This is a genomic window from Pseudomonas sp. LAMO17WK12:I10, from assembly GCF_900215185.1.
Lineage (GTDB): Bacteria > Pseudomonadota > Gammaproteobacteria > Pseudomonadales > Pseudomonadaceae > Aquipseudomonas > Aquipseudomonas chlororaphis.
Genome location: NZ_OBDX01000031.1, coordinates 1 through 19,945, shown reverse-complemented (window position 1 = coordinate 19,945; position 19,945 = coordinate 1). Strand labels below are relative to the sequence as shown.

The 19,945-nt window shown below is 63.0% G+C and carries 16 protein-coding genes and 1 tRNA gene; 3 read left to right on the top strand and 14 right to left on the bottom strand.

Features of this window, described 5'->3' with window-relative positions; all coding sequences use genetic code 11:
- Nucleotides 1-61 precede the first annotated feature (61 nt).
- Nucleotides 62-508, bottom strand: a complete 447-nt coding sequence (gene azu, locus CRO75_RS26400) for an azurin (RefSeq protein ID WP_007921507.1) — start codon at nucleotides 506-508, stop codon at nucleotides 62-64.
- Between the two features lie 349 nt (nucleotides 509-857).
- Here azu and CRO75_RS26395 point away from each other — a divergent pair, with 349 nt between their 5' ends.
- On the top strand, nucleotides 858-1,445 hold the full coding sequence (locus CRO75_RS26395; RefSeq protein WP_092419106.1) for a TIGR00730 family Rossman fold protein: 588 nt from the start codon (nucleotides 858-860) through the stop codon (nucleotides 1,443-1,445).
- Between the two features lie 69 nt (nucleotides 1,446-1,514).
- Nucleotides 1,515-1,700: a hypothetical protein gene (locus tag CRO75_RS26390; RefSeq protein ID WP_009041920.1), complete on the top strand. Its 186-nt coding sequence runs from the start codon at nucleotides 1,515-1,517 to the stop codon at nucleotides 1,698-1,700.
- Between the two features lie 24 nt (nucleotides 1,701-1,724).
- On the opposite strand, the gene CRO75_RS26385 is transcribed toward CRO75_RS26390, so the two are convergent.
- From CRO75_RS26385 to rnr, 13 genes are all read right to left on the bottom strand, one after another.
- Nucleotides 1,725-2,144, bottom strand: coding sequence for an NUDIX domain-containing protein (locus tag CRO75_RS26385; protein ID WP_097139240.1), 420 nt, complete (start codon nucleotides 2,142-2,144; stop codon nucleotides 1,725-1,727).
- A gap of 116 nt (nucleotides 2,145-2,260) precedes the next feature.
- Nucleotides 2,261-3,166 (bottom strand): transglutaminase family protein, encoded by a 906-nt coding sequence (locus CRO75_RS26380; protein WP_097139238.1) that lies wholly within the window; start codon nucleotides 3,164-3,166, stop codon nucleotides 2,261-2,263.
- Nucleotides 3,166-5,652: a circularly permuted type 2 ATP-grasp protein gene (locus tag CRO75_RS26375; RefSeq protein WP_097139235.1), complete on the bottom strand. Its 2,487-nt coding sequence runs from the start codon at nucleotides 5,650-5,652 to the stop codon at nucleotides 3,166-3,168. Before CRO75_RS26375 ends, CRO75_RS26380 begins: the two co-directional genes overlap by 1 nt.
- An 87-nt stretch (nucleotides 5,653-5,739) precedes the next feature.
- The gene (locus tag CRO75_RS26370; protein ID WP_097139233.1) at nucleotides 5,740-9,015 is read right to left on the bottom strand and encodes a transglutaminase family protein; all 3,276 of its coding nucleotides are present in this window, start codon (nucleotides 9,013-9,015) and stop codon (nucleotides 5,740-5,742) included.
- A 173-nt stretch (nucleotides 9,016-9,188) separates the two neighbouring features.
- Nucleotides 9,189-9,707, bottom strand: a complete 519-nt coding sequence (locus CRO75_RS26365) for a hypothetical protein (protein WP_097139230.1) — start codon at nucleotides 9,705-9,707, stop codon at nucleotides 9,189-9,191.
- Nucleotides 9,708-9,833: 126 nt separating this feature from the next.
- Nucleotides 9,834-12,134: a YgiQ family radical SAM protein gene (locus CRO75_RS26360; RefSeq protein ID WP_097139228.1), complete on the bottom strand. Its 2,301-nt coding sequence runs from the start codon at nucleotides 12,132-12,134 to the stop codon at nucleotides 9,834-9,836.
- A 226-nt stretch (nucleotides 12,135-12,360) separates the two neighbouring features.
- Complete coding sequence (dnaB, locus tag CRO75_RS26355) at nucleotides 12,361-13,758, bottom strand: replicative DNA helicase (protein WP_007921486.1); 1,398 nt, start codon at nucleotides 13,756-13,758, stop codon at nucleotides 12,361-12,363.
- 134 nt (nucleotides 13,759-13,892) lie between these two features.
- On the bottom strand, nucleotides 13,893-14,339 hold the full coding sequence (gene rplI / locus CRO75_RS26350; protein WP_007921484.1) for a 50S ribosomal protein L9: 447 nt from the start codon (nucleotides 14,337-14,339) through the stop codon (nucleotides 13,893-13,895).
- A 21-nt stretch (nucleotides 14,340-14,360) separates the two neighbouring features.
- A complete protein-coding gene (locus CRO75_RS26345; protein WP_009041913.1) occupies nucleotides 14,361-15,260 on the bottom strand; it encodes a hypothetical protein in 900 nt (299 codons plus the stop codon).
- 36 nt (nucleotides 15,261-15,296) lie between these two features.
- Nucleotides 15,297-15,527 (bottom strand): 30S ribosomal protein S18, encoded by a 231-nt coding sequence (rpsR, locus tag CRO75_RS26340; RefSeq protein WP_002551829.1) that lies wholly within the window; start codon nucleotides 15,525-15,527, stop codon nucleotides 15,297-15,299.
- 28 nt (nucleotides 15,528-15,555) lie between these two features.
- On the bottom strand, nucleotides 15,556-15,981 hold the full coding sequence (gene rpsF / locus CRO75_RS26335) for a 30S ribosomal protein S6 (RefSeq protein ID WP_007921481.1): 426 nt from the start codon (nucleotides 15,979-15,981) through the stop codon (nucleotides 15,556-15,558).
- Between the two features lie 282 nt (nucleotides 15,982-16,263).
- Nucleotides 16,264-17,031, bottom strand: a complete 768-nt coding sequence (rlmB, locus tag CRO75_RS26330) for a 23S rRNA (guanosine(2251)-2'-O)-methyltransferase RlmB (RefSeq protein ID WP_023970226.1) — start codon at nucleotides 17,029-17,031, stop codon at nucleotides 16,264-16,266.
- Nucleotides 17,028-19,634, bottom strand: coding sequence for a ribonuclease R (rnr, locus tag CRO75_RS26325; RefSeq protein WP_097139226.1), 2,607 nt, complete (start codon nucleotides 19,632-19,634; stop codon nucleotides 17,028-17,030). The genes rlmB and rnr overlap by 4 nt, the downstream gene beginning before the upstream one ends.
- Before the next feature lie 224 nt (nucleotides 19,635-19,858).
- Between rnr and CRO75_RS26320 the strand changes: the two genes are divergently transcribed.
- Nucleotides 19,859-19,945 (top strand) — tRNA-Leu (locus tag CRO75_RS26320).

Sequence of the window (19,945 nt, the reverse complement as noted above, 5' to 3'; positions counted from 1 at the left end):
GTTCCAGGCACAAAAAAAAGCGCCCCGCAGGGCGCTTTTTTTATCACACGGAATCAACCGATCACTTCAGCACCACGGCGCCTTTCATCATCGAGTTGTGGCCCGGGAACGAGCAGAAGAACTCGTAGCTTTCGCCAGCGGTCAGCTTCGACACGTCGAAGGTCACCGAGTCTTTTTCGCCGGAGCCGATGATCTTGGTGTGGGCGATGACGCGGCTGTCGCCTTCTTTCAGGTAGTTCTTGTCGATGCCGGCGGCCATGCCGTCGGTAGCGATACCGGCCATGTCCGCGCTTTTGCTCAATACCCAGTTATGGCCCATGACGTTCTTCGGCAGGCTGCCGGAGTGGGTCAGGTTCACGGTGAAGGTCTTGCAGCTCTTGTCGATGGTGATTTCCTTCGTGTTGAAGGACATCTGGTCGGTGGAGTCGACATCGACCTTACATTCGGCGGCCATCAGCTGGCTGCTGGCCAGTGTCAACAGGGATACCGCAACGAGTTTGGCAAACATGGTGAATCTCCAAGGCAGGGTTAACAAAATCCATCTGAATCCATGAAGGTGAAGACTGCCTGAATTTTTCGCAAGTTCCTATGATTTACATCAAGAAATTGTATACAACTTCACGCTATCGGCCTGATCGAGAGAATCAAACAGCCAGCCCTCGACCCCGGGCCTATGCTCGGCGCACATCACTATCGGAGTGTCCGCCATGCACCTCAACAGCCTGTTCCGCAGCCTGCTCGCCGCCTATGCCTGTGGCGCCAGCGGCACCTATGAAAGCCCCCGCAGCGAGGATTGACCCTTGGAGCGCGGCCGGCCAGCCATTACTCTGTGGCCCTCACCGACCATGGAGTAAGGCATGTCTTTAGCGTCTGTATGCGTGTTCTGCGGTGCCAGCACCGGCACCAACCCGGCCTACCGCGAGGCCGCCGAAGCCCTCGGGCGCCAACTGGCCGAACGCAAGCTGACCCTGGTCTATGGCGGTGGCGCCGTCGGCCTGATGGGCATAGTCGCCGACGCGGCCCTGGCGGCTGGCGGCGAAGTCATCGGCATCATTCCCCAGAGCCTCAAGGACAAGGAAATCGGCCATCCGGGCCTGACGCGCCTGGAGGTGGTCGACGGCATGCACGCCCGCAAGGCACGCATGGCCGAGTTGAGCGACGCCTTTATCGCGCTGCCTGGCGGCCTGGGTACCCTGGAGGAGTTGTTCGAAGTCTGGACCTGGGGGCAATTGGGCTATCACGCCAAGCCCCTGGGGCTGCTGGAAGTGAATGGTTTCTACGAGAAGCTCACGGGTTTTCTCGATCATATCGTCGGCGAAGGCTTCGTTCGCACCCCGCACCGTGACATGCTGCAAGTGAGCGAATCGCCGCGCAAACTGCTGGAGGCGCTGGAAGCCTGGCAACCCACGGTAGCCCCCAAATGGGCCGAGCAGAAACCCGATTAACCGCCGGGCCCCGATACAGGGCAGAATACGCGCCGCTCAAACCTCACCTTCGACCCCAGAGGATCGCCCATGGCTAAACCCAATTACTCCTTCGCCAAACGTCAGCGAGACCTGGCAAAGGAGCAGAAGAAAGAGGAAAAGCTGCAACGCAAGAAAGCGGCCGCTGAAGAAGCCGGCGCACCAAGCCCGGATACAGAAGACGACGTGGCCGTCGACGACGCCGATGCAGTAGACGATCAGGCCCCCAAGGCCTGAGACCCGCCAGGCCCGATACTTCCATCAGGCCCTCGGGATCTGGGGTCGGCCATTCGTTGCCGACCCTCGGATACCCAACGCTTTGACAATCGAATCGCGATAACCCTGTGGCAAGTTGGCCGGTAACTGGTCCGCCGCGAACAGGCCGATTTCCTTGTGCTCGTGACTGATGGTCGGGACAAAACCGCCCAGGAGCCGGCAGCGATAGGTCGAGATAAACACATGCTTGCCGGGGATGACCTCGAACAGGTACGAATCCAGCGGTTCCTCCACCGCCACCCGCACATCCAGCTCTTCCTCGATCTCCCGCGCCAGGCATTGCGGCGCCGTCTCCCCCAGCTCGATGCGCCCGCCGGGCAGCTCCCACTCGTCACGCTCGTTGAGCATCAGCACCACCAGCCCCTCGGGGGATTGCAGCACGCCCTTGATCGATACCGGGAACATAAGTAACTCCTGTAAAGCCGGTAGCCGCTGCCGAAGGCTGCGATAAGGTTCGAAGAACCTTCCTGTGGCCGCAAAAGCACGGCCGCTACGCGCCCGAGCGCAGCCTGCGGCAGAGGCTACAGTGAGATCCGTTCATTCAGCGGCATCACCGTCACCCGCACTTCCGGGTCGTGGCTGCCGCCGCCGAGAATCACCCCGCGCAATGGCGAGACATCGGAAAAATCCCGGCCCCAGGCCAGGGTGATGTGCTCCAGTGCCGGCTGCACGTTGTTGGTCGGGTCGAAATCCACCCAGCCGAGCACCGGGCAGAACACCGAAACCCAGGCATGGGAAGCATCCGCGCCGATCAGGCGTGGCTGCCCCGGTGGCGGCTGGGTCAGCAGGTAGCCGCTGACATAACGCGCCGCCAGGCCACGGGAACGCAAACACGCCAGCATCAGATGGGCGAAGTCCTGGCAGACCCCGCGCCGCCGCTCCAGCACTTCCACCAGCGGCGTCGCCACCTGGGTGGCTTCGGCATCGAAGGTGAACTCGCTGAAGATCTTTTCCATCAACGCTTGCACCCCCAGCAACAACGGACGCCCGGCGGGGAAACAGCTTTCGGAGAACTCGACGAAGCTTTTCTTCAAGTGCACATAAGGCGACTCGAAGCGGTAACGACACGCCTCCATCAAGGCCACGGACAACGGCCGGCTGCTGTAGGTCAGCGCACTGCGGGTGGCGTCCCAGGGCAATGAACGGCTGAAATCCAGCGCGGGCCTGGCCAGCACCTCCACCGTCAGCTGCGCATTGACCAGCAGCTCGTCATGGGGCCGCTCGAACGCCAGCCGGGTCAGCGGGTTGCCGAACACGTCCAGCTCGTCGCGACGGCTGGTGGGGTCGGGGCTGATCAGCAGTTCCTGCTGGCTGCAATGCTGCCAGGCGCAGGCGCGCGGCCACAGGTGCGCCAGCTGCTGGGCCAGGGAAACCGGACTGTCGTAGTGGTAATGGGTATCGTGGAATATCTGGTAATGAGCGCTCATCAGACGGATACCGTTCGTTGGCTGACATCGTCGACATGGGCGAAATGCCGCAGCGCCAGGCGGTCGGAGACCTGCCCGCTGGCATCGGCGATTTCCTGCAACAGGTCGGCCAGGCCTTCGAGCGCCGCCCGCACGCTGGCCTCGCCGAACAGCGGGTTTTCCAGGCAGCCCAGGTCGAAGCGCCCCAGGCGCCCCACCAGCTTGGGCAAACCGGTCTCGCGCGGTACGCCGAACTCGTCGTTCAAACGATTGAGGGTCCGGGTCACCAGCTTCAGCTGGAACAGCACCGCATGGGGGTTCTGTTCGTCGAGCAGCAACAGGTCGAGTACCGGGATCAACTGCGCCACCGCCAGGTAGCGGGAACGGTAGGTGATGCTGCTGTTGCCCAGTTCCAGCAGCCACTCCAGCCCGGCCTGGTCGAACGCGGTGGCGCTGCGCAGGAAGGCCGCCAGGCTGCTGCTGAGAAACTGCAGGCGCTCGATGCGTCGGCCAATCATCAAAAAGCGCCAGCCTTCGTCGCGGGTCATGTCGTCCAGGGCGAAGCCCGACAGCGCCGCCAGGGACATCACCAGGCGGTTGAGGAAGTCCAGCAGCTCGCCGAAGTCCGGCTCGCGGGCTTCCAGCGCCAAGGCTTCGCGCTGCAATTCCACCAGCGCCTGCCAGTTCTCCCGCGAAAGCTTGCCACGCACCTGGGACGCCGCCCACTGCAGGCGCTGCAGGTTGGAACGCAGGCTGAAGGACCAGTCGTCCCCCTGCAAGGCCGCCAACAAACGCTCGGGCAACTCGCCTTCGTCCGGCAGCAGCATCAGGCTTTCGCCCAGCTCGACCGCCGCCTGCAAGGCCTGCGGGTCATCGCCGTCGACATAGCGCGCCAGCATGATCCGCAACAGCCGCGCACTGCCATCGCAACGCTCGCAGTAACGGCCGAACCAGAACAGGTTTTCCACCACCCGCGACGGCAGGTACGGATCGCGCCGCACCAGTTCATGCACGCCGATGGTCCGCTGGCCTTTCCACTGTTCGCCGCTGGGCGCACGCTCGCCCAGCACCCAGGTGTCCTTGCTGGCGCCGCCGCGCTGCATCGATACCACCTCGGCATCGGCTTCGGCGGCCACCCGGGTCAAGCCGCCCGGCAGTACCCGGTAACCATCGCGGCTGGCCACGGCATACACCCGCATGCCGATGGCCCGCGGTTGCAGCTGGCCGTCCTCGGCCTGCCAGACCGGCGCCTGGGACAGCTGCGCCAGTTCCTGGGCGACATAGGCATAAGGTCGCGCCCGCATGCGCTCGGCCAGGGCCTGGCGCTCTTTCTCGCAAAGGTCGCGACCAAACAACGGGGCAAAGCTCTGGGACGGGAACGCCGGCTTGATCAGCAGTTCCGGGAGTTTCTCCAGGGCCTGGGCCAGCACCGGCGCCTCGCCGCACCACCAGGTGGCGACGGACGGCAGAATCAGCTCTTCGCCGAACAAGTGCTCGCTGATCTTCGGCAGGAAGCCCAGCAGGCCTGGCGACTCCAGCACGCCGCTGCCCAGGGCATTGGCCACCAGCACCCGCCCCCGCCGCACCGCCTCCAGCAACCCCGGCACGCCGAGGGCCGAGTCGGTGCGCAGTTCCAGCGGGTCGCAGAAGTCGTCGTCGAGCCGGCGCATGATCGCGTGCACCCGCCGCAGGCCGCTCAGGGTCTTGAGGTAGACCGTGGCGTCGCGCACCGTCAGGTCGCCGCCTTCCACCAGCGGATAACCGAGCTGGCGCGCCAGGTACAGGTGTTCGAAATAGCTCTCGTTGAAACGTCCCGGGGTCAGCAGCACGATCAGTGGCGCTTCGTCGTCCCGGGGCGCCTGGCGGGCCAGGGTTTCCTGCAGGGTGCGGAAGAACCCGGCCAGGTGCTGCACCTGCAGATCGCGGTACAGGTCCGGAAAGGCCCGGGACACGATCATGCGGTTTTCCAGGGCGTAGCCGGCACCGGACGGCGCCTGGGTACGGTCGGCGGTGACCCACCAGCGCCCGTCCGGGGTGCGCGCCAGGTCGACCGCGTACAGGTGCAGGAAGGCGCCATCCGGCGGCTGGATGCCCTGGCACGGCCAGAGAAAGTTGTTATGGCCGAAGACCAGCTCGGCCGGCAGCAGGCCCTCGCGGATCAGCCGCTGGGGGCCGTACAGGTCGGCCAGTACCGCATTGAGCAAACGCGCCCGCTGCGCGATCCCGGCGGACAGCTGCTGCCATTCATCGGCGGCGATCACATGGGGCAACAAGTCCAGTTCCCACGGCCGGTCGGCGCCCTTGGGGTCGGCATAGACGTTGTAGGTGACGCCGTTTTCCTGGATCTGCCGGGTCAGCAGCGCCTGGCGCTGCATCAACTGCGCCGGCGTGCTGCGCTGCAACTGGTCGAACAGCCGGCGCCAGTGCGGGCGCACCGCGCCGCTGGCGTCGAGCAGTTCATGGTAGGTACCCGCCGTCAGCGGGTAGTGGTCAAGCAGGTCAGGCATGGAAAGCTCGGCAGACGGCAAGGTAAGTCAGATTAACGCAGACACATGACGCCCGGATATGCGAAACATCCGGGCGTCGCGTCTGCTTTAGAAACGTCGCAAATCGAGTGTCATCGGCAACTCGTCGTTGATCGTCAGGCTCGGCACCGACAAGGTGCCGGGGCTATGCCCCAGGCGGAAGAAGCGCGCCATGCGCCGGCTCTCGGCCTCGTTGGCATTCACCGGCAGGCTGTCGTAGTTGCGCCCGCCCGGATGGGCCACATGGTACTGGCAGCCGCCCAGGGAACGCTGCATCCAGGTATCGAGCAGGTCGAACACCAGCGGCGCGTGCACCGGGATGGTCGGTTGCAGGCAGTTGAACGGTTGCCAGGCCCGGTAGCGCACGCCGGCGACGAACTCCCCGACTCGCCCGGTGGGCTGCAGCGGCACCGCGACACCGTTGCAGGTCAACAGGTAGCGCTGCGGCGCCAGCCCGGTGAGCTTGACCTGCAGGCGCTCCAGCGATGAGTCGACATAACGCACCGTGCCGCCAGCGGAGCCCTCCTCCCCCAACACGTGCCAAGGCTCCAAGGCCTGGCGCAGCTCCAGTTCGACACCGCCGACCGCGTAATCGCCGACCTTGGGGAAACGGAACTCCAGGTGCGCGGCGAACCACTCGGCCCGCAGCGGGTAGCCGGCGGCATTGAGCTCGACTATGACATCGGCGAAGTCCTGCTCGATGAAGTGCGGCAACAGGAAGCGGTCGTGCAGCTCGGTGCCCCAGCGCGCCAGCTTGGCCGGGGCGTAGGGCTCGCGCCAGAAGCGCGCGACCAAGGCCCGCAGCAACAGTTGCTGGGCCAGGCTCATGCGCGCATGGGGCGGCATTTCAAAGGCGCGCAGTTCCAGCAGGCCCAGGCGCCCGGTGGCGCCATCCGGCGAGTACAGCTTGTCGATGCAGAACTCGGCGCGATGGGTGTTGCCGGTGACGTCGATCAGCAAGTTGCGCAGCAGCCGGTCGACCAGCCACGGCGGGCACTCTTCGCCCGGTTCGGGCATCTGCGCGAAGGCGATTTCCAGCTCGTACAACGCATCGTTGCGCGCCTCGTCGACCCGCGGTGCCTGGGAGGTGGGGCCGATGAACAGCCCGGAGAACAGATAGGACAACGACGGGTGGTTGTGCCAGTAGCTGATCAGGCTGCGCAACAGGTCCGGCCGGCGCAGGAACGGCGAATCCGCCGGCGTCGCGCCACCCAATACGAAGTGGTTGCCGCCGCCAGTGCCGGTGTGGCGCCCGTCGATCATGAATTTCTCGGTGGTCAGGCGGGTCTGCCGGGCCTCCTCGTAGAGGAATTCGGTGCGCTCCACCAGCTCGTCCCAACTGGCGGACGGCTGCACGTTGACCTCGATCACGCCTGGATCGGGGGTGACGCGGAAGTTGCTCAGGCGTGGATCGCTCGGCGGCTCGTAGCCCTCCAGCAGCACCGGGCAATGCAACTCCTCGGCGGTGGCCTCGATGGCGCTGACCAACTCCAGGTAATCCTCCAGGCGCTCCAGGGGCGGCATGAACAGGTACAAGCGCCCGCCCCGCGCTTCGGCGCAGAAGGCGGTGCGGGTCAGCCAGTCGGCGGACTGGTCGATCTGCGGCACCCGCTCATCGGCTGCGGCCGCTTCGCCGTGTTCGCGCAGTTGCGCACTGTCCGGCAGCTCGGGCAGCTCCTGGTTCGGGTCGGTGGGGTGCACATAGGGATACTCCGCCGCCGTCACCCAGGGCTGGGACGCCAGCGGCAGGCGATAGCCCAGGGGCGAATCCCCCGGGATCAACCGGCAATGGGTATCGCGCAGGTACCAGCGGCCGCTCTGCCACTGGTCGCCCCTGGCGGTACGGGCCAGCGGCAGGACCTGGCCGATGACCTTGTCCAGGCCCTGGCTGAACACCTTGCGCAGGCGCGCCCGCTCCAGCTCGTCCGCCAGCCGCGAATCCTCGGCGCTGACATTCTGCGGCAAGGTGCCTTCGCGCCACAGGTAGTAGAAGTTGTCTTCATAGGCCGGGAATACAAAGCGCGCGGGCAGCTTCAAGCGTTCGGCGACGCTGGCGAGGAAACGCCCGGCCAGCTCGCTGTCGGCGCCATAGTCTTCATGCTCGTCGGCAATCAGCGCGGCGTTATGCCAGATCGGCACACCGTCGCGGCGCCAGTAGCAGTTCAGCGACCAGCGCGGCAATTGCTCGCCCGGGTACCACTTGCCCTGGCCAAAGTGCACCAGGCCCTTGGGCGCGTAGTGGTTGCGCATGCGCTGGAACAGCTCGGCGGACAACCGGCGCTTGTTCGGCCCGAGGGCCGCGGTGTTCCATTCGGCGCCATCCGGGTCGTCGATCGAGACGAAGGTCGGCTCGCCGCCCATGGTCAGGCGCACGTCGCCTGCCAGCAGATCGGCATCGATCTGCCGGCCCAGGGCCTGGATCGCCAGCCATTGCTCCTCGGTGTAGGGCTTGGTGACCCGCGGCGCTTCCCAGGCTCGCTCCACCGACATCTCGTGGCCGAACTCGCATTCACAAGGCTCCACCAGGCCGCTGATTGGTGCCGCCGAGGACGGATCGGGGCTGCAGGCCAACGGGATATGGCCTTCTCCGGCAAACAGCCCGGAAGTGGCGTCCAGGCCGATCCAGCCGGCGCCGGGCAAGTACACCTCGCACCAGGCGTGCAGGTCGGTGAAATCGACCTCGGTGCCGGACGGGCCGTCGAGGGATTTGACGTCGGCGGTCAGCTGGATCAGATAGCCGGAAACAAAGCGCGCGGCCAGCCCCAGGTTGCGCAGCAGCTGCACCAGCAGCCAGGCAGAGTCGCGGCAGGAGCCGGAAGCCTTGTCCAGGGTCTGCTCCGGCGTCTGCACACCGGGCTCCATGCGGATCAGGTAGCCGATGTCTTCGCTCAGGCGCTGGTTCAGGGCCACCAGGAAATCCACCGCCGGTATCGGCGTGCGGTCGATGCCCTCGAGGTAAGCCTTGAACTTCGGCGTCAGTGGCAGGGTTTCCAGGTAAGGCGCCAGCTCGCGCTGCTCGTCGGCGGCATAGGCGAAGGGGATTTTCTCGGCGTAGGGCTCAAGGAAGAAATCGAACGGATTGAAGACCGCCATCTCCGCCAGCAGATCGACTTCGATCCGCAGCTCGTCGGTCTTCTCCGGGAAGACCAGGCGCGCCAGGTAGTTGCCCTGGGGGTCCTGCTGCCAGTTGATGAAGTGCTGCTCGGGCTGAACCTTCAGCGCATAGGAGAGAATCCGCGTGCGGCTATGGGCCGCCGGACGCAGGCGAACGATCTGTGGGCCGAGTTCGACCGCGCGGTCGTAGCGGTAATGCGTGACATGGTGCAATGCGACATGGATCGACACGGCGTGCCTCCTGCGGACCTGAACGTACACGAAAGCGCGCAAGACTTATGCCAGAGCACCAGTCCCCGGGCTTTCCCCAACGGCTGTGGGCAGTACAGCACCAAAAGCGAGCGGTGCGTGCTTCGGCGTGCGCAGGGTTGCACATAAATGTGGCGACAGGATGTAACCGGCGGTCAGCGCACCCGCTTCAGGCCGGCTTCCAGCCGCTGCAGGCGCCGGCGTTTGCGCGCCGCCACTTGCAGCACCTTGAGCCCGCGCTGGTAGCGCCGGGTGCTCATCAGGTACAGCCCGGCCAGGGGAATGCATAGGACAAAGGCCGGGAACAGTCGCTGGCGGGAGTCCAGCAGGACCAGCAGCGCGCATGCCAGGCAGAACACCAGCGCGCCGAACAAGGCCCAGGCGCCGCGCGGGTAGCCGCGGATCACCAACAGGAAACACAGGCTCATCAGCAGCCCAGCGCCCAGCATGGCCATCGCGGCGTAGTTGGCGACCTGGAAGTCACGGGGGAAATACAGATGGGGCACCTGCGCGGCGGTCAGCGAGATGCTGAAGACCGTCGTCATCATCACCGCGATGTGAATCACCCCGAAACGCCGCACATAGGGCTGCCAGGCGAGCCATTCGGCGGTTTTGAGGCGTAGCAGCCGGTCTTCGACCTGCCGTTGTTGCGGGGTTTTGCGGCGACGTAACACGCGGCGCTTCCTTGAGTTGATGCCAATCCTGGGGGCGCACCTTAACAAACCCGAACGGCGAAATGCACAACGCCAACCCTGGGGTTGGCGTTGTGTCTGTGCCGTTGTGTCCGGACAGCAGTGGCCTTAGCGGGGCACGACCGGTTTGCGGGCTGGCTTCTTGCCTTTGCCCTTGGCCGCATCCGTGCGTTCCTTGGCGGCCTGCTTGTTGCGGGCCATCGCGGCGGCCTTGGCCTGTTCGCGCTTGTCCCACGGGTTGCCACCGTCGCTGCCGCGTGGAGGCAGGCCGGTGTGCTGGGTGAGAATTTTGGTGGTTTCCTTGGCCACTTTGTGGCTGCCAGCCGGCGTCGAGTTCTTGCGACGGGCGCTCTGGTAGCTGTCGGTCGACGGCTGATGCAAAGGAATCAACTGGTTCTTGCCCGGCCCGATCAGGTCGGCGCGGCCCATGCGGGTCAGCGCTTCACGCAGCATCGGCCAGCCTTTCGGGTCGTGGTAACGCAGGAACGCCTTGTGCAGGCGACGCTGCTCCTCGCTCTTGACGATGGTCACCCCGTCACTCTTGTAGGTGACCTTGCGCAGCGGGTTCTTGCCCGAGTGGTACATCGCGGTGGCGGTGGCCATCGGCGACGGGTAGAACGCCTGCACCTGGTCGGCGCGGAAACCGTTGCCCTTGAGCCACAGGGCCAGGTTCATCATGTCTTCGTCGGTTGTACCCGGGTGTGCGGCGATGAAGTACGGAATCAGGTACTGCTCCTTGCCCGCCTCCTTGGAGTACTTCTCGAACATCCGCTTGAACCGGTCATAGCTACCGATGCCCGGCTTCATCATCTGGTTGAGCGGACCTTCCTCGGTGTGTTCCGGGGCGATCTTCAGGTAGCCACCAACGTGGTGGGTCACCAGTTCCTTGACGTACTCCGGCGACTCGACCGCGAGGTCGTAGCGCAGGCCGGAAGCGATCAGGATCTTCTTCACCCCCGGCAACGCACGAGCGCTGCGATACAGCTGGATCAGCGACGAGTGGTCGGTGTTCAGGTTCGGGCAGATGCCAGGGAACACGCAGGACGGCTTGCGGCACGCGGATTCGATTTCCGGGCTCTTGCAGGCGATGCGGTACATGTTCGCGGTCGGGCCGCCGAGGTCGGAGATGACCCCGGTAAAACCCGGAACCTTGTCGCGAATCTCTTCGATCTCGCGAATGATCGACTCTTCGGAACGGTTCTGGATGATGCGGCCTTCGTGCTCGGTGATCGAGCAGAAGGTGCAGCCGCCAAAGCAGCCACGCATGATGTTCACCGAGAACCGGATCATGTCGTAGGCCGGGATCTTCTCCTTGCCGTACGCCGGGTGCGGGATGCGCTGATAGGGCATGCCGAACACGTAGTCCATCTCTTCGGTGGTCATAGGGATGGGCGGCGGGTTGAACCAGACGTCGATCTCGCCATGCTTCTGCACCAGCGCACGGGCGTTGCCCGGGTTGGTTTCCAGGTGCAGCACGCGGTTGGCGTGGGCGTAGAGCACCGGATCGTTACGCACCTTTTCCATGGACGGCAGGCGGATCACGGTCTTGTCCCGGGTCATCTTCGGACTGGCCAGGATCTGCACGACCTTGGCTTCCTGGGGATCTTCGACCGGGCCTTTTTCCTGCTCGATGGCACAGGCCTGAGTGTCCTGGGTGTTGACGTACGGATTGATGATCTTGTCGATCTTGCCCGGACGGTCGATACGCGTGGAGTCCACTTCGTACCAGCCCTGCGGCGTGTCACGGCGAATGAACGCGGTGCCGCGCACGTCGGTGATGTCTTCGATCTTGTGCCCGTAGGACAGGCGCTGAGCGACTTCGACAATCGCCCGCTCGGCGTTGCCGTAGAGCAGGATGTCGGCGCTGGCGTCGATCAGGATCGAGTTGCGCACCCGGTCCTGCCAGTAGTCGTAGTGGGCGATGCGGCGCAGGGAGGCTTCGATGCCGCCCAGGACGATCGGCACGTGCTTGTAGGCTTCCTTGCAGCGCTGGCTGTAGACCAGGCTAGCGCGGTCCGGACGCTTGCCCGCCAGGCCACCCGGGGTGTAGGCGTCGTCGGAGCGGATTTTCTTGTCCGCGGTGTAGCGGTTGATCATCGAGTCCATGTTGCCGGCTGCGACGCCGAAGAACAGGTTCGGCTCGCCGAGCTTCATGAAGTCGTCTTTGGACTGCCAGTTCGGCTGGGCGATGATCCCGACGCGGAAGCCCTGGGACTCCAGCAACCGGCCGATGATCGCCATGCCGAACGACGGGTGATCGACGTAGGCATCACCGGTGACGATGATGATGTCGCAGGAATCCCAGCCGAGCTGATCCATCTCCGCCCTGCTCATCGGCAGGAACGGCGCCGGTCCGAAACATTCGGCCCAGTACTTGGGATAGTCAAATAACGGCTTGGCTGCTTGCATGTCGATGACCGGTATAGGTGTAGATGAGGGCGCGTTTATTTACAGAGAAATTCGCGGGCGCGGAATATAGCACAAAAAATAACCAATTCCGACGACTATGGTCGGAAATCGGTGGCCTGTAGCCGCTGTCGCAAACTGCGATCGGCTGCGCGGCAGACGCAACGCTCACCCATCGAACGAAGGTCCTGCGGCCCTTGTCGCAGCCTGCGGCAGCGGCTACCGCTGTTTATTCGTCGTCGTCGAAGTTGTAGCTGCCCGGCGCGAGGTTCTCGAAGCGGGTGTACTTGCCGATGAACGCCAGGCGGATAAAGCCGATGGGGCCGTTCCGCTGCTTGCCGATGATGATCTCGGCAATGCCCTTGTGCTCGGTCTCGGGGTGATACACCTCGTCCCGGTACACGAACATGATGACGTCGGCGTCCTGCTCGATCGCTCCGGATTCGCGCAAGTCGGAGTTCACCGGGCGCTTGTTCGGGCGCTGCTCGAGGGAGCGGTTGAGCTGGGACAGGGCCACTACCGGGCAGTTGAATTCCTTGGCCAGGGCCTTGAGGGAACGGGAGATCTCGGAAATCTCGTTGGTCCGGTTGTCGCCGCTGGAACCCGGGATCTGCATCAGCTGCAGGTAGTCGATCATGATCAGGGCGATGTCGCCGTGCTCACGCACCAGGCGGCGGGTCCGCGCGCGCATTTCCGAAGGGCTGATACCGGCGGTGTCGTCGATGAACAGCTTGCGGTCGTTGAGCAGGTTGACCGCCGAGGTCAGGCGTGGCCAGTCGTCGTCTTCCAGCTGGCCGGAACGCACCTTGGTCTGGTCGATACGGCCGAGGGACGACAGCATACGCATGATCAGCGATTCGCCTGGCATCTCGAGGGAGTACACCAGCACTGCCTTGTCACTGCGCAGTACGGCGTTTTCCACCAGGTTCATGGCAAAGGTGGTCTTACCCATGGACGGACGACCGGCGACGATGATCAGGTCGGCTGGCTGCAGGCCGCTGGTCTTCTCGTCGAGGTCGGTGTAGCCGGTGGACAGGCCGGTGATGGCGTTGTCGGTGTTGAACAGGGTGTCGATGCGGTCGATGGCCTTGGTCAGCAACTCGTTGACGCCCACCGGGCCGCCGGTCTTCGGACGCGCTTCGGCGATCTGGAAGATCTGCCGTTCGGCTTCGTCGAGAATCTCTTCGGCGGTACGGCCTTCGGGGTTGAAGGCACTGTCGGCGATCTCGGTGCTGATGCCGATCAGCTGGCGCAGGGTGGCGCGCTGGCGAACGATCTGCGCATAGGCCTTGATGTTGGCCACCGACGGCGTGTTCTTCGCCAGTTCGCCCAGGTAACCCAGGCCGCCGACCTGGGAAGTCTGGCCTTCCTTGTCCAACTGTTCGGACAGGGTCACGACGTCGATCGGCATGTTCTGATCGGCCAGCTTGGCGATCGCACGGAAGATCAGGCGGTGGTCATGTCGATAGAAATCGCCGTCGGAGACTTGATCGAGCACCCGCTCCCAGGCGTTGTTGTCCAGCATCAGACCACCGAGCACGGCCTGTTCGGCCTCGATGGAATGTGGCGGCACCTTCAGGGCAGCGGTTTGCAGATCGTATTGCTCGGGAGCGGAGATATCGTTCATGGCCACTTGGTTTTTTAGGAAAAGCAGGGGTTTGAAAAACTGAGGGTACAGAAAGACAAAGGGCACGACCTGTAAACAGGATCGTGCCCGATGTTACCGGCTAGCTCCCGAGGGTGCCAGCCGACAAGTACTGCTTAAGCTGCTACCACGACAACGCGCACGGTGGCTTCAACTTCAGCGTGCAGGTGCACGGCTACGTCGAATTCACCTACGTTGCGGATGGTGCCGTTCGGCAGACGAACTTCGCTTTTTGCAACTTCAACGCCGGAGGCGGTCAGTGCATCAGCGATGTCGTGGGTGCCGATCGAACCGAACAGCTTGCCTTCGTCACCAGCGGTGGCAGTGATAGTCACTTCCAGCTCAGCCAGTTGGGCAGCGCGAGTTTCGGCAGAAGCCTTTTTCTCTGCAGCCAGTTTTTCCAGCTCGGCACGACGCGCTTCGAACGCAGCCAGGTTGGCAGCGGTAGCAGCGGTGGCTTTGCCGAAAGGCAGCAGGTAGTTACGGCCGTAACCAGCCTTAACGTTTACCTTATCGCCCAGGTTGCCCAGGTTGGCGATTTTTTCCAGCAGGATCAGTTCCATTTGGTAATAACCTCTTAACTTTTAACCTTCACCGTTCGCAGGACCGTTATCGGCGTCTTTCGGCGCCGAACGACCGCGAAAATCAATCAGGCTGTCGACTATGGCCAACACCACGAGCAACGGATAGATCAGCTGCATAAACAGCAACAGCGTTACGTACAACCCCACCAGCCAGAACCTGGCCAGTCGCCCTTGCGCCACCAGCCCGTGAATCAGGGCCAGCCCGGCGAACACCAGCGGTACGCTGCACAACGGCGTCAGCATCGCCATCTGTGGACCGAGGTTCGGTCCCAGCAGCATGCAGGCCAGCAGCAACATCGCCAGTCCCAGCGGGAGCTTGATAGCGCGAAACTCGCGCCCAAAACCACCCGGGTTGTACAACAACGCCTGCCAGTAGCGCCCGACAATCAGGCTCAGCACACTGACGACCTGCAACAAAGCCGCAATCAGGCCGGTCAGGACCGGTGCAATCAGTGAGGCGAGACGAGCCCGCTCTTCAACCGACAACTGCTGGTAGAGATCACCGAGGGCCAACGGCAGGATTTTTACCAACTCCTGCGAGAGCATCTCGATCTGGGGGCGGTAAGCCACACCCAGCACTCCAGCAAACACCAGGCCCAGCGCTATGCTGACCAGCAGCACACGGTTCCAGGATTCGCTTGCGCGCAAAACCAACGCAAGGCCCGAAGACCCGAGCAACACCATGAGTGCGCGTGGATCGTCGGAATACAGCCACCAGAACAATGCCGGCAGCAATCCCAGGGCGAGGACACCAAGGGCGTCGCTCAAACCGCGCCGCAGGAGCACCAGGCTTCCCGCAGCAGCACCCAACCAATACAACAACGGCAATGCCGCACATCCGGCCACTACCAGAGTGGCCTGCATACGGCCGCGCATGATGAACTCAGCTAAGGCGCGCATGCATTCAATCCCTTACTACTTGTCGACTGCCCGGTCTCAGCGGCCGTGGCTGTCGGTGTAGGCCAGCAGGGCCAGGAAGCGGGCGCGCTTGATAGCGGTGGCCAGCTGACGCTGATAACGAGCTTTGGTACCGGTGATACGGCTTGGAACGATTTTGCCGGTCTCGGATACGTAGGCTTTCAGAGTGTTGAGATCTTTGTAATCGATCTCTTTCACGTCTTCAGCGGTGAAGCGGCAGAATTTACGACGACGGAAGAAACGTGCCATGTAATTGGCTCCTCAAAAGGTCCGTGGATTACTCGTCAGCGTTATCGCTGGCGTCGCTGTTATCGCTGTCATCGCCATCGGCGCTGTCAGAATGCTCAGGACGGTCACGACGCTCACGGCGCTCACTGCGGTTCTCTTCAGCCTTGAGCATCTCGGATTGGCCAGTGATGGCTTCTTCGCGACGGATGACCAGGTTACGGATCACAGCATCGTTGTAACGGAAGTTGTCTTCCAGCTCAGCCAGGGCTTTACCGGTGCACTCAACGTTCAGCATCACGTAGTGAGCCTTGTGAACATTGTTGATTGCGTAGGCCAGTTGACGACGGCCCCAGTCTTCCAGACGGTGGATTTTGCCGCCGTCTTCTTCGATCAGCTTGGTGTAACGCTCAACCATGCCGCCGACTTGCTCGCTCTGGTCAGGGTGGACCAGAAAGATGATTTCGTAATGACGCATGAATGCTCCTTACGGGTTGTAGCCTGCCGCTCAAAAGCGGTCAGACAAGGAGTGAATGACACTTGTGTGTCTTGCCTCAGAGATAGGCACATATGCGCCTGCCGCAACGGCAAGGGGCGCAATTGTAGAGAAGGGGGAACAGCGGCGCAAGGCAATTGGTGATTATTTGAACAACTGGGCGCCAGGGCGCACCAAACCTGCCAAGCAGGCCTGCTCACGATTGCGGCACCTCGGTCGGGCCGCTATCGCGAGCAAGCTTGCGCCTGCATGAAGGGAGGAAACTCAGGCCTTCTTGGCTGCGCTCTTGGCTTTGGCCGCACGCTGGCGCGTGGCCTCGAACAGGCACACACCGGTAGCCACCGAAACGTTGAGACTGCTGACGCTACCAGCCATCGGCAGGCGCACCAGGAAATCGCAATGCTCGCGGGTGAGGCGACGCATACCCTTGCCTTCGGCGCCCATGATCAGGATGGTCGGCCCGGTCAGGTCCTGGTCATACAGTTCCTGCTCGGCTTCGCCAGCCGTGCCTACGACCCACAGGCCGCGCTGCTGGAGCTTTTCCAGGGTGCGCGCGAGGTTGGTCACGGCCACCAGCGGAATCACTTCCGCGGCGCCGCACGCCACTTTACGCACGGTCGGGGTCAGGGTCGCCGACTTGTCTTTCGGCACCAGCACCGCCAGTGCACCGGCCGCATCGGCAGTGCGCAGGCAGGCGCCAAGGTTATGCGGGTCGGTCACGCCGTCCAGCACAAGAAGCAGCGGCGCGCCCTCGGTACGGTCGAGCAACTCATCGAGCATCGCCTCGCCCCAGACCTGGCTCGGGCTCACTTCAGCCACGACGCCCTGGTGAACGCCTTCGACCCAGGCATCCATTTCGCGACGCTCGGCCTGACCGACCGCCACGCGATTCTGCCCGGCCAGGTCCACCAGCACCTGCACGCGCGGATCGCTGCGGCCTTCGGCCAGCCAGATCTGCTTGACGCGCTTGGGGTGGTGACGCAGCAATGCTTCTACAGCGTGCACGCCGTAGATCTTTTCCAACTGACTCATGACTTGGCCTTGGGTTTACGCGCCCCGCCGCTTTTCGCCGCAGGACCTGCGCCCGCTTTCGGCGGACCTTTACGATGTTTGCTCGGCTTGCTGGAAGCCGGCTTGCCGGACTTTCCCCCAGACGCCGCTTTACCGCCGCTCTTGGCTTCGGCCAGCAGCGCCTGCTTCATTTCACGGCTCTTGCGCACTTCGGCGTTTTTCGCCGCCGCATCGCTGGAGCGGTAGGCCTCGACCGGCTTCTCCTTGGCCGGGCCACGACGCCCGGCCTTGGTTGGGGCAGGCTCGGCAGCCGTCTTGGCCGGAGGCACATCGACAGCGCCACGTTTTTTGCGACCGATCGGCGCACTGATGGTTTTTTCCGCCATTTCGAAGTCGATCTTGCGTTCGTCCAGATCGACGCGCATGACCCGCACTTCCACGCTGTCACCCAGGCGGAAGCTGCGGCCGGTGCGCTCACCGGCGAGGCGGTGATGCACAGGATCGAAGTGGTAGTAGTCGCCCGGCAGCGCCGTGACATGCACCAGACCTTCGACATAGATATCGGTCAGTTCGACGAACAGGCCAAAACCGGTCACCGCAGTGATCACGCCCGGGAACGCCTCGCCCACGCGGTCTTTCATGTATTCGCACTTGAGCCAGTTCACCACGTCGCGAGTCGCTTCGTCGGCACGCCGCTCGCTCATCGAGCACTGCTCGCCAAGCTGCTCGAGAATCGCCTCGTCGTAGGGATAGATGCGCGCCTTCGGAATGGTCATCGCACCGGCACGACGCACGTGAGGCGTGTTCTGCTTGGAGTGGATGACACTGCGAATCGCCCGGTGCGTCAGCAGGTCCGGGTAACGGCGAATCGGCGAGGTGAAGTGAGTATAGGCTTCGTAGTTCAGGCCAAAGTGGCCCTGATTGTCAGCGCTGTACACCGCCTGGCTCAAGGAGCGCAGCATCACGGTCTGGATCAGATGGAAGTCCGGACGATCCTTGATGCTTTCCAGCAAGGCCTGGTAGTCCTTCGGCGTCGGACCGTCCTTGCCTTTATGCAGGGACAGGCCGAGCTCGCCGAGGAAAGCGCGCAGTTTTTCCAGGCGTTCCGGCGGCGGACCATCGTGAACGCGATAGAGCGCGGGGATTTCATGCTTCTTGAGGAATTCGGCGGTGGCCACGTTGGCCGCCAGCATACATTCCTCGATCAGCTTATGCGCATCGTTACGGGTAGTCGGACGAATTTCCGCGATCTTACGCTCGGAACCGAAGATGATCCGGGTTTCCTGGGTCTCGAAGTCGATGGCGCCACGGGTATGACGGGCACCGAGCAGAACCTTGTACAGCGCATAAAGCTGCTTGAGGTGCGGCACGACATCGGCGTATTCGCCCCGCAGTTGCTTAGCCTCGCTGGTTTTCGGCTGTTCGAGGATAGTGCTGACCTTGTTGTAGGTCAGGCGCGCCTTGGAGTGGATCACCGCTTCGTAGAACTGGTAATCGGTCATCTCGCCGGATTTGGAGATGGTCATCTCGCACACCATGGCCAGACGATCGACTTTCGGGTTCAGCGAGCACAGGCCATTGGACAGCTGCTCCGGCAGCATTGGCACCACGCGCTCGGGGAAGTACACCGAGTTGCCACGCACCTGCGCCTCGTTATCCAGCGCCGAACCGATCTTCACGTAACTGGAAACGTCGGCGATCGCCACGTACAGCTTCCAGCCACCGCCAAACAGGCGCAGCTTGCCGGGCTTGGCTTCGCAGTAAACCGCGTCGTCGAAGTCGCGAGCATCTTCGCCGTCGATGGTGACAAACGGCAGATCGCGCAGGTCGATGCGCTTCTCTTTGTCCTTATCCTCGACTTCCGGCTTGAGCTTGCCGGCTTCCTTCAGCACCGCCTCGGGCCAGACGTGAGGAATATCGTAGGTGCGCAAGGCAACATCGATTTCCATGCCCGGGGCCATGTAGTTGCCCACGACCTCGACCACGTCGCCTTGCGGCTGGAAGCGCGGAGTCGGCCAGTGGGTGATCTTCACCTCGACGAACTGGCCGATCTTGGCGCCGGCATTGCGACCCGGAGTCACCAGCACTTCCTGCTGGATCTTCGGGTTGTCCGCCACCACAAAACCGATTCCGCCTTCTTCGAAGTAACGGCCGACGATGCTCTCGTGGGCACGGGACACTACTTCGACGATCATGCCTTCGCGGCGACCGCGGCGATCCAGACCGGAAACCCGGGCCAGTGCACGGTCGCCATCGAACACCAGGCGCATCTGCGCCGGGCTCATGAACAGGTCGTCGCTGCCGTCATCGGGAACCAGGAAGCCGAAGCCGTCACGGTGACCGCTGATGCGGCCGAGGATCAGGTCGAGCTTGTCCACCGGCGCATATGTGCCGCGGCGGGTGTAGATCAGTTGGGCATCGCGCTCCATGGCGCGCAGGCGGCGGCGCAGGGCTTCGATCTGGTCTTCCGTGGTCAGACCAAACTCTTCGACCAACTGTTCGCGGTTAGCAGGCGAACCCCGATCAGCAAGGTGCTGAAGGATCAGTTCGCGGCTAGGGATAGGGTTTTCATATTTTTCCGCTTCACGAGCGGCCTCGGGATCGAGGGACTGCCAATCGGCCATTAGATAAATTTCACCTTGTCTATATGCGGGTTAGTTTGGCATACGCGTATTGAAACGGGAAATTTCAGGCTAAGACAGGCTCCGAAAAGTCCTTTAGAGGCTTCAGAACCATCCTGTAAAAGCCGTCGGCGAATTTTTTTCAACATTTTCAAGATTAGGGGTTTACAGCTCAAAAGGTGGTCCGTATAGTGCGCGCCATCGACGACGGAGACGTTGTCGATATTGCCCAGATGGTGAAATTGGTAGACACGCCAGCTTCAGGTGCTGGTGGCCGCAAGGCCGTGGAAGTTCGAGTCTTCTTCTGGGCACCA

Bases quoted from the DNA above. Each gene is read 5' to 3' on its own strand.
- azu (WP_007921507.1), bottom strand. From the start codon at position 508: ATGTTTGCCAAACTCGTTGCGGTATCCCTGTTGACACTGGCCAGCAGC.
- CRO75_RS26395 (WP_092419106.1), top strand. From the start codon at position 858: ATGTCTTTAGCGTCTGTATGCGTGTTCTGCGGTGCCAGCACCGGCACC.
- CRO75_RS26390 (WP_009041920.1), top strand. From the start codon at position 1,515: ATGGCTAAACCCAATTACTCCTTCGCCAAACGTCAGCGAGACCTGGCA.
- CRO75_RS26385 (WP_097139240.1), bottom strand. From the start codon at position 2,144: ATGTTCCCGGTATCGATCAAGGGCGTGCTGCAATCCCCCGAGGGGCTG.
- CRO75_RS26380 (WP_097139238.1), bottom strand. From the start codon at position 3,166: ATGAGCGCTCATTACCAGATATTCCACGATACCCATTACCACTACGAC.
- CRO75_RS26375 (WP_097139235.1), bottom strand. From the start codon at position 5,652: ATGCCTGACCTGCTTGACCACTACCCGCTGACGGCGGGTACCTACCAT.
- CRO75_RS26360 (WP_097139228.1), bottom strand. From the start codon at position 12,134: ATGCAAGCAGCCAAGCCGTTATTTGACTATCCCAAGTACTGGGCCGAA.
- dnaB (WP_007921486.1), bottom strand. From the start codon at position 13,758: ATGAACGATATCTCCGCTCCCGAGCAATACGATCTGCAAACCGCTGCC.
- rplI (WP_007921484.1), bottom strand. From the start codon at position 14,339: ATGGAACTGATCCTGCTGGAAAAAATCGCCAACCTGGGCAACCTGGGC.
- CRO75_RS26345 (WP_009041913.1), bottom strand. From the start codon at position 15,260: ATGCGCGCCTTAGCTGAGTTCATCATGCGCGGCCGTATGCAGGCCACT.
- rpsR (WP_002551829.1), bottom strand. From the start codon at position 15,527: ATGGCACGTTTCTTCCGTCGTCGTAAATTCTGCCGCTTCACCGCTGAA.
- rpsF (WP_007921481.1), bottom strand. From the start codon at position 15,981: ATGCGTCATTACGAAATCATCTTTCTGGTCCACCCTGACCAGAGCGAG.
- rlmB (WP_023970226.1), bottom strand. From the start codon at position 17,031: ATGAGTCAGTTGGAAAAGATCTACGGCGTGCACGCTGTAGAAGCATTG.
- rnr (WP_097139226.1), bottom strand. From the start codon at position 19,634: ATGGCCGATTGGCAGTCCCTCGATCCCGAGGCCGCTCGTGAAGCGGAA.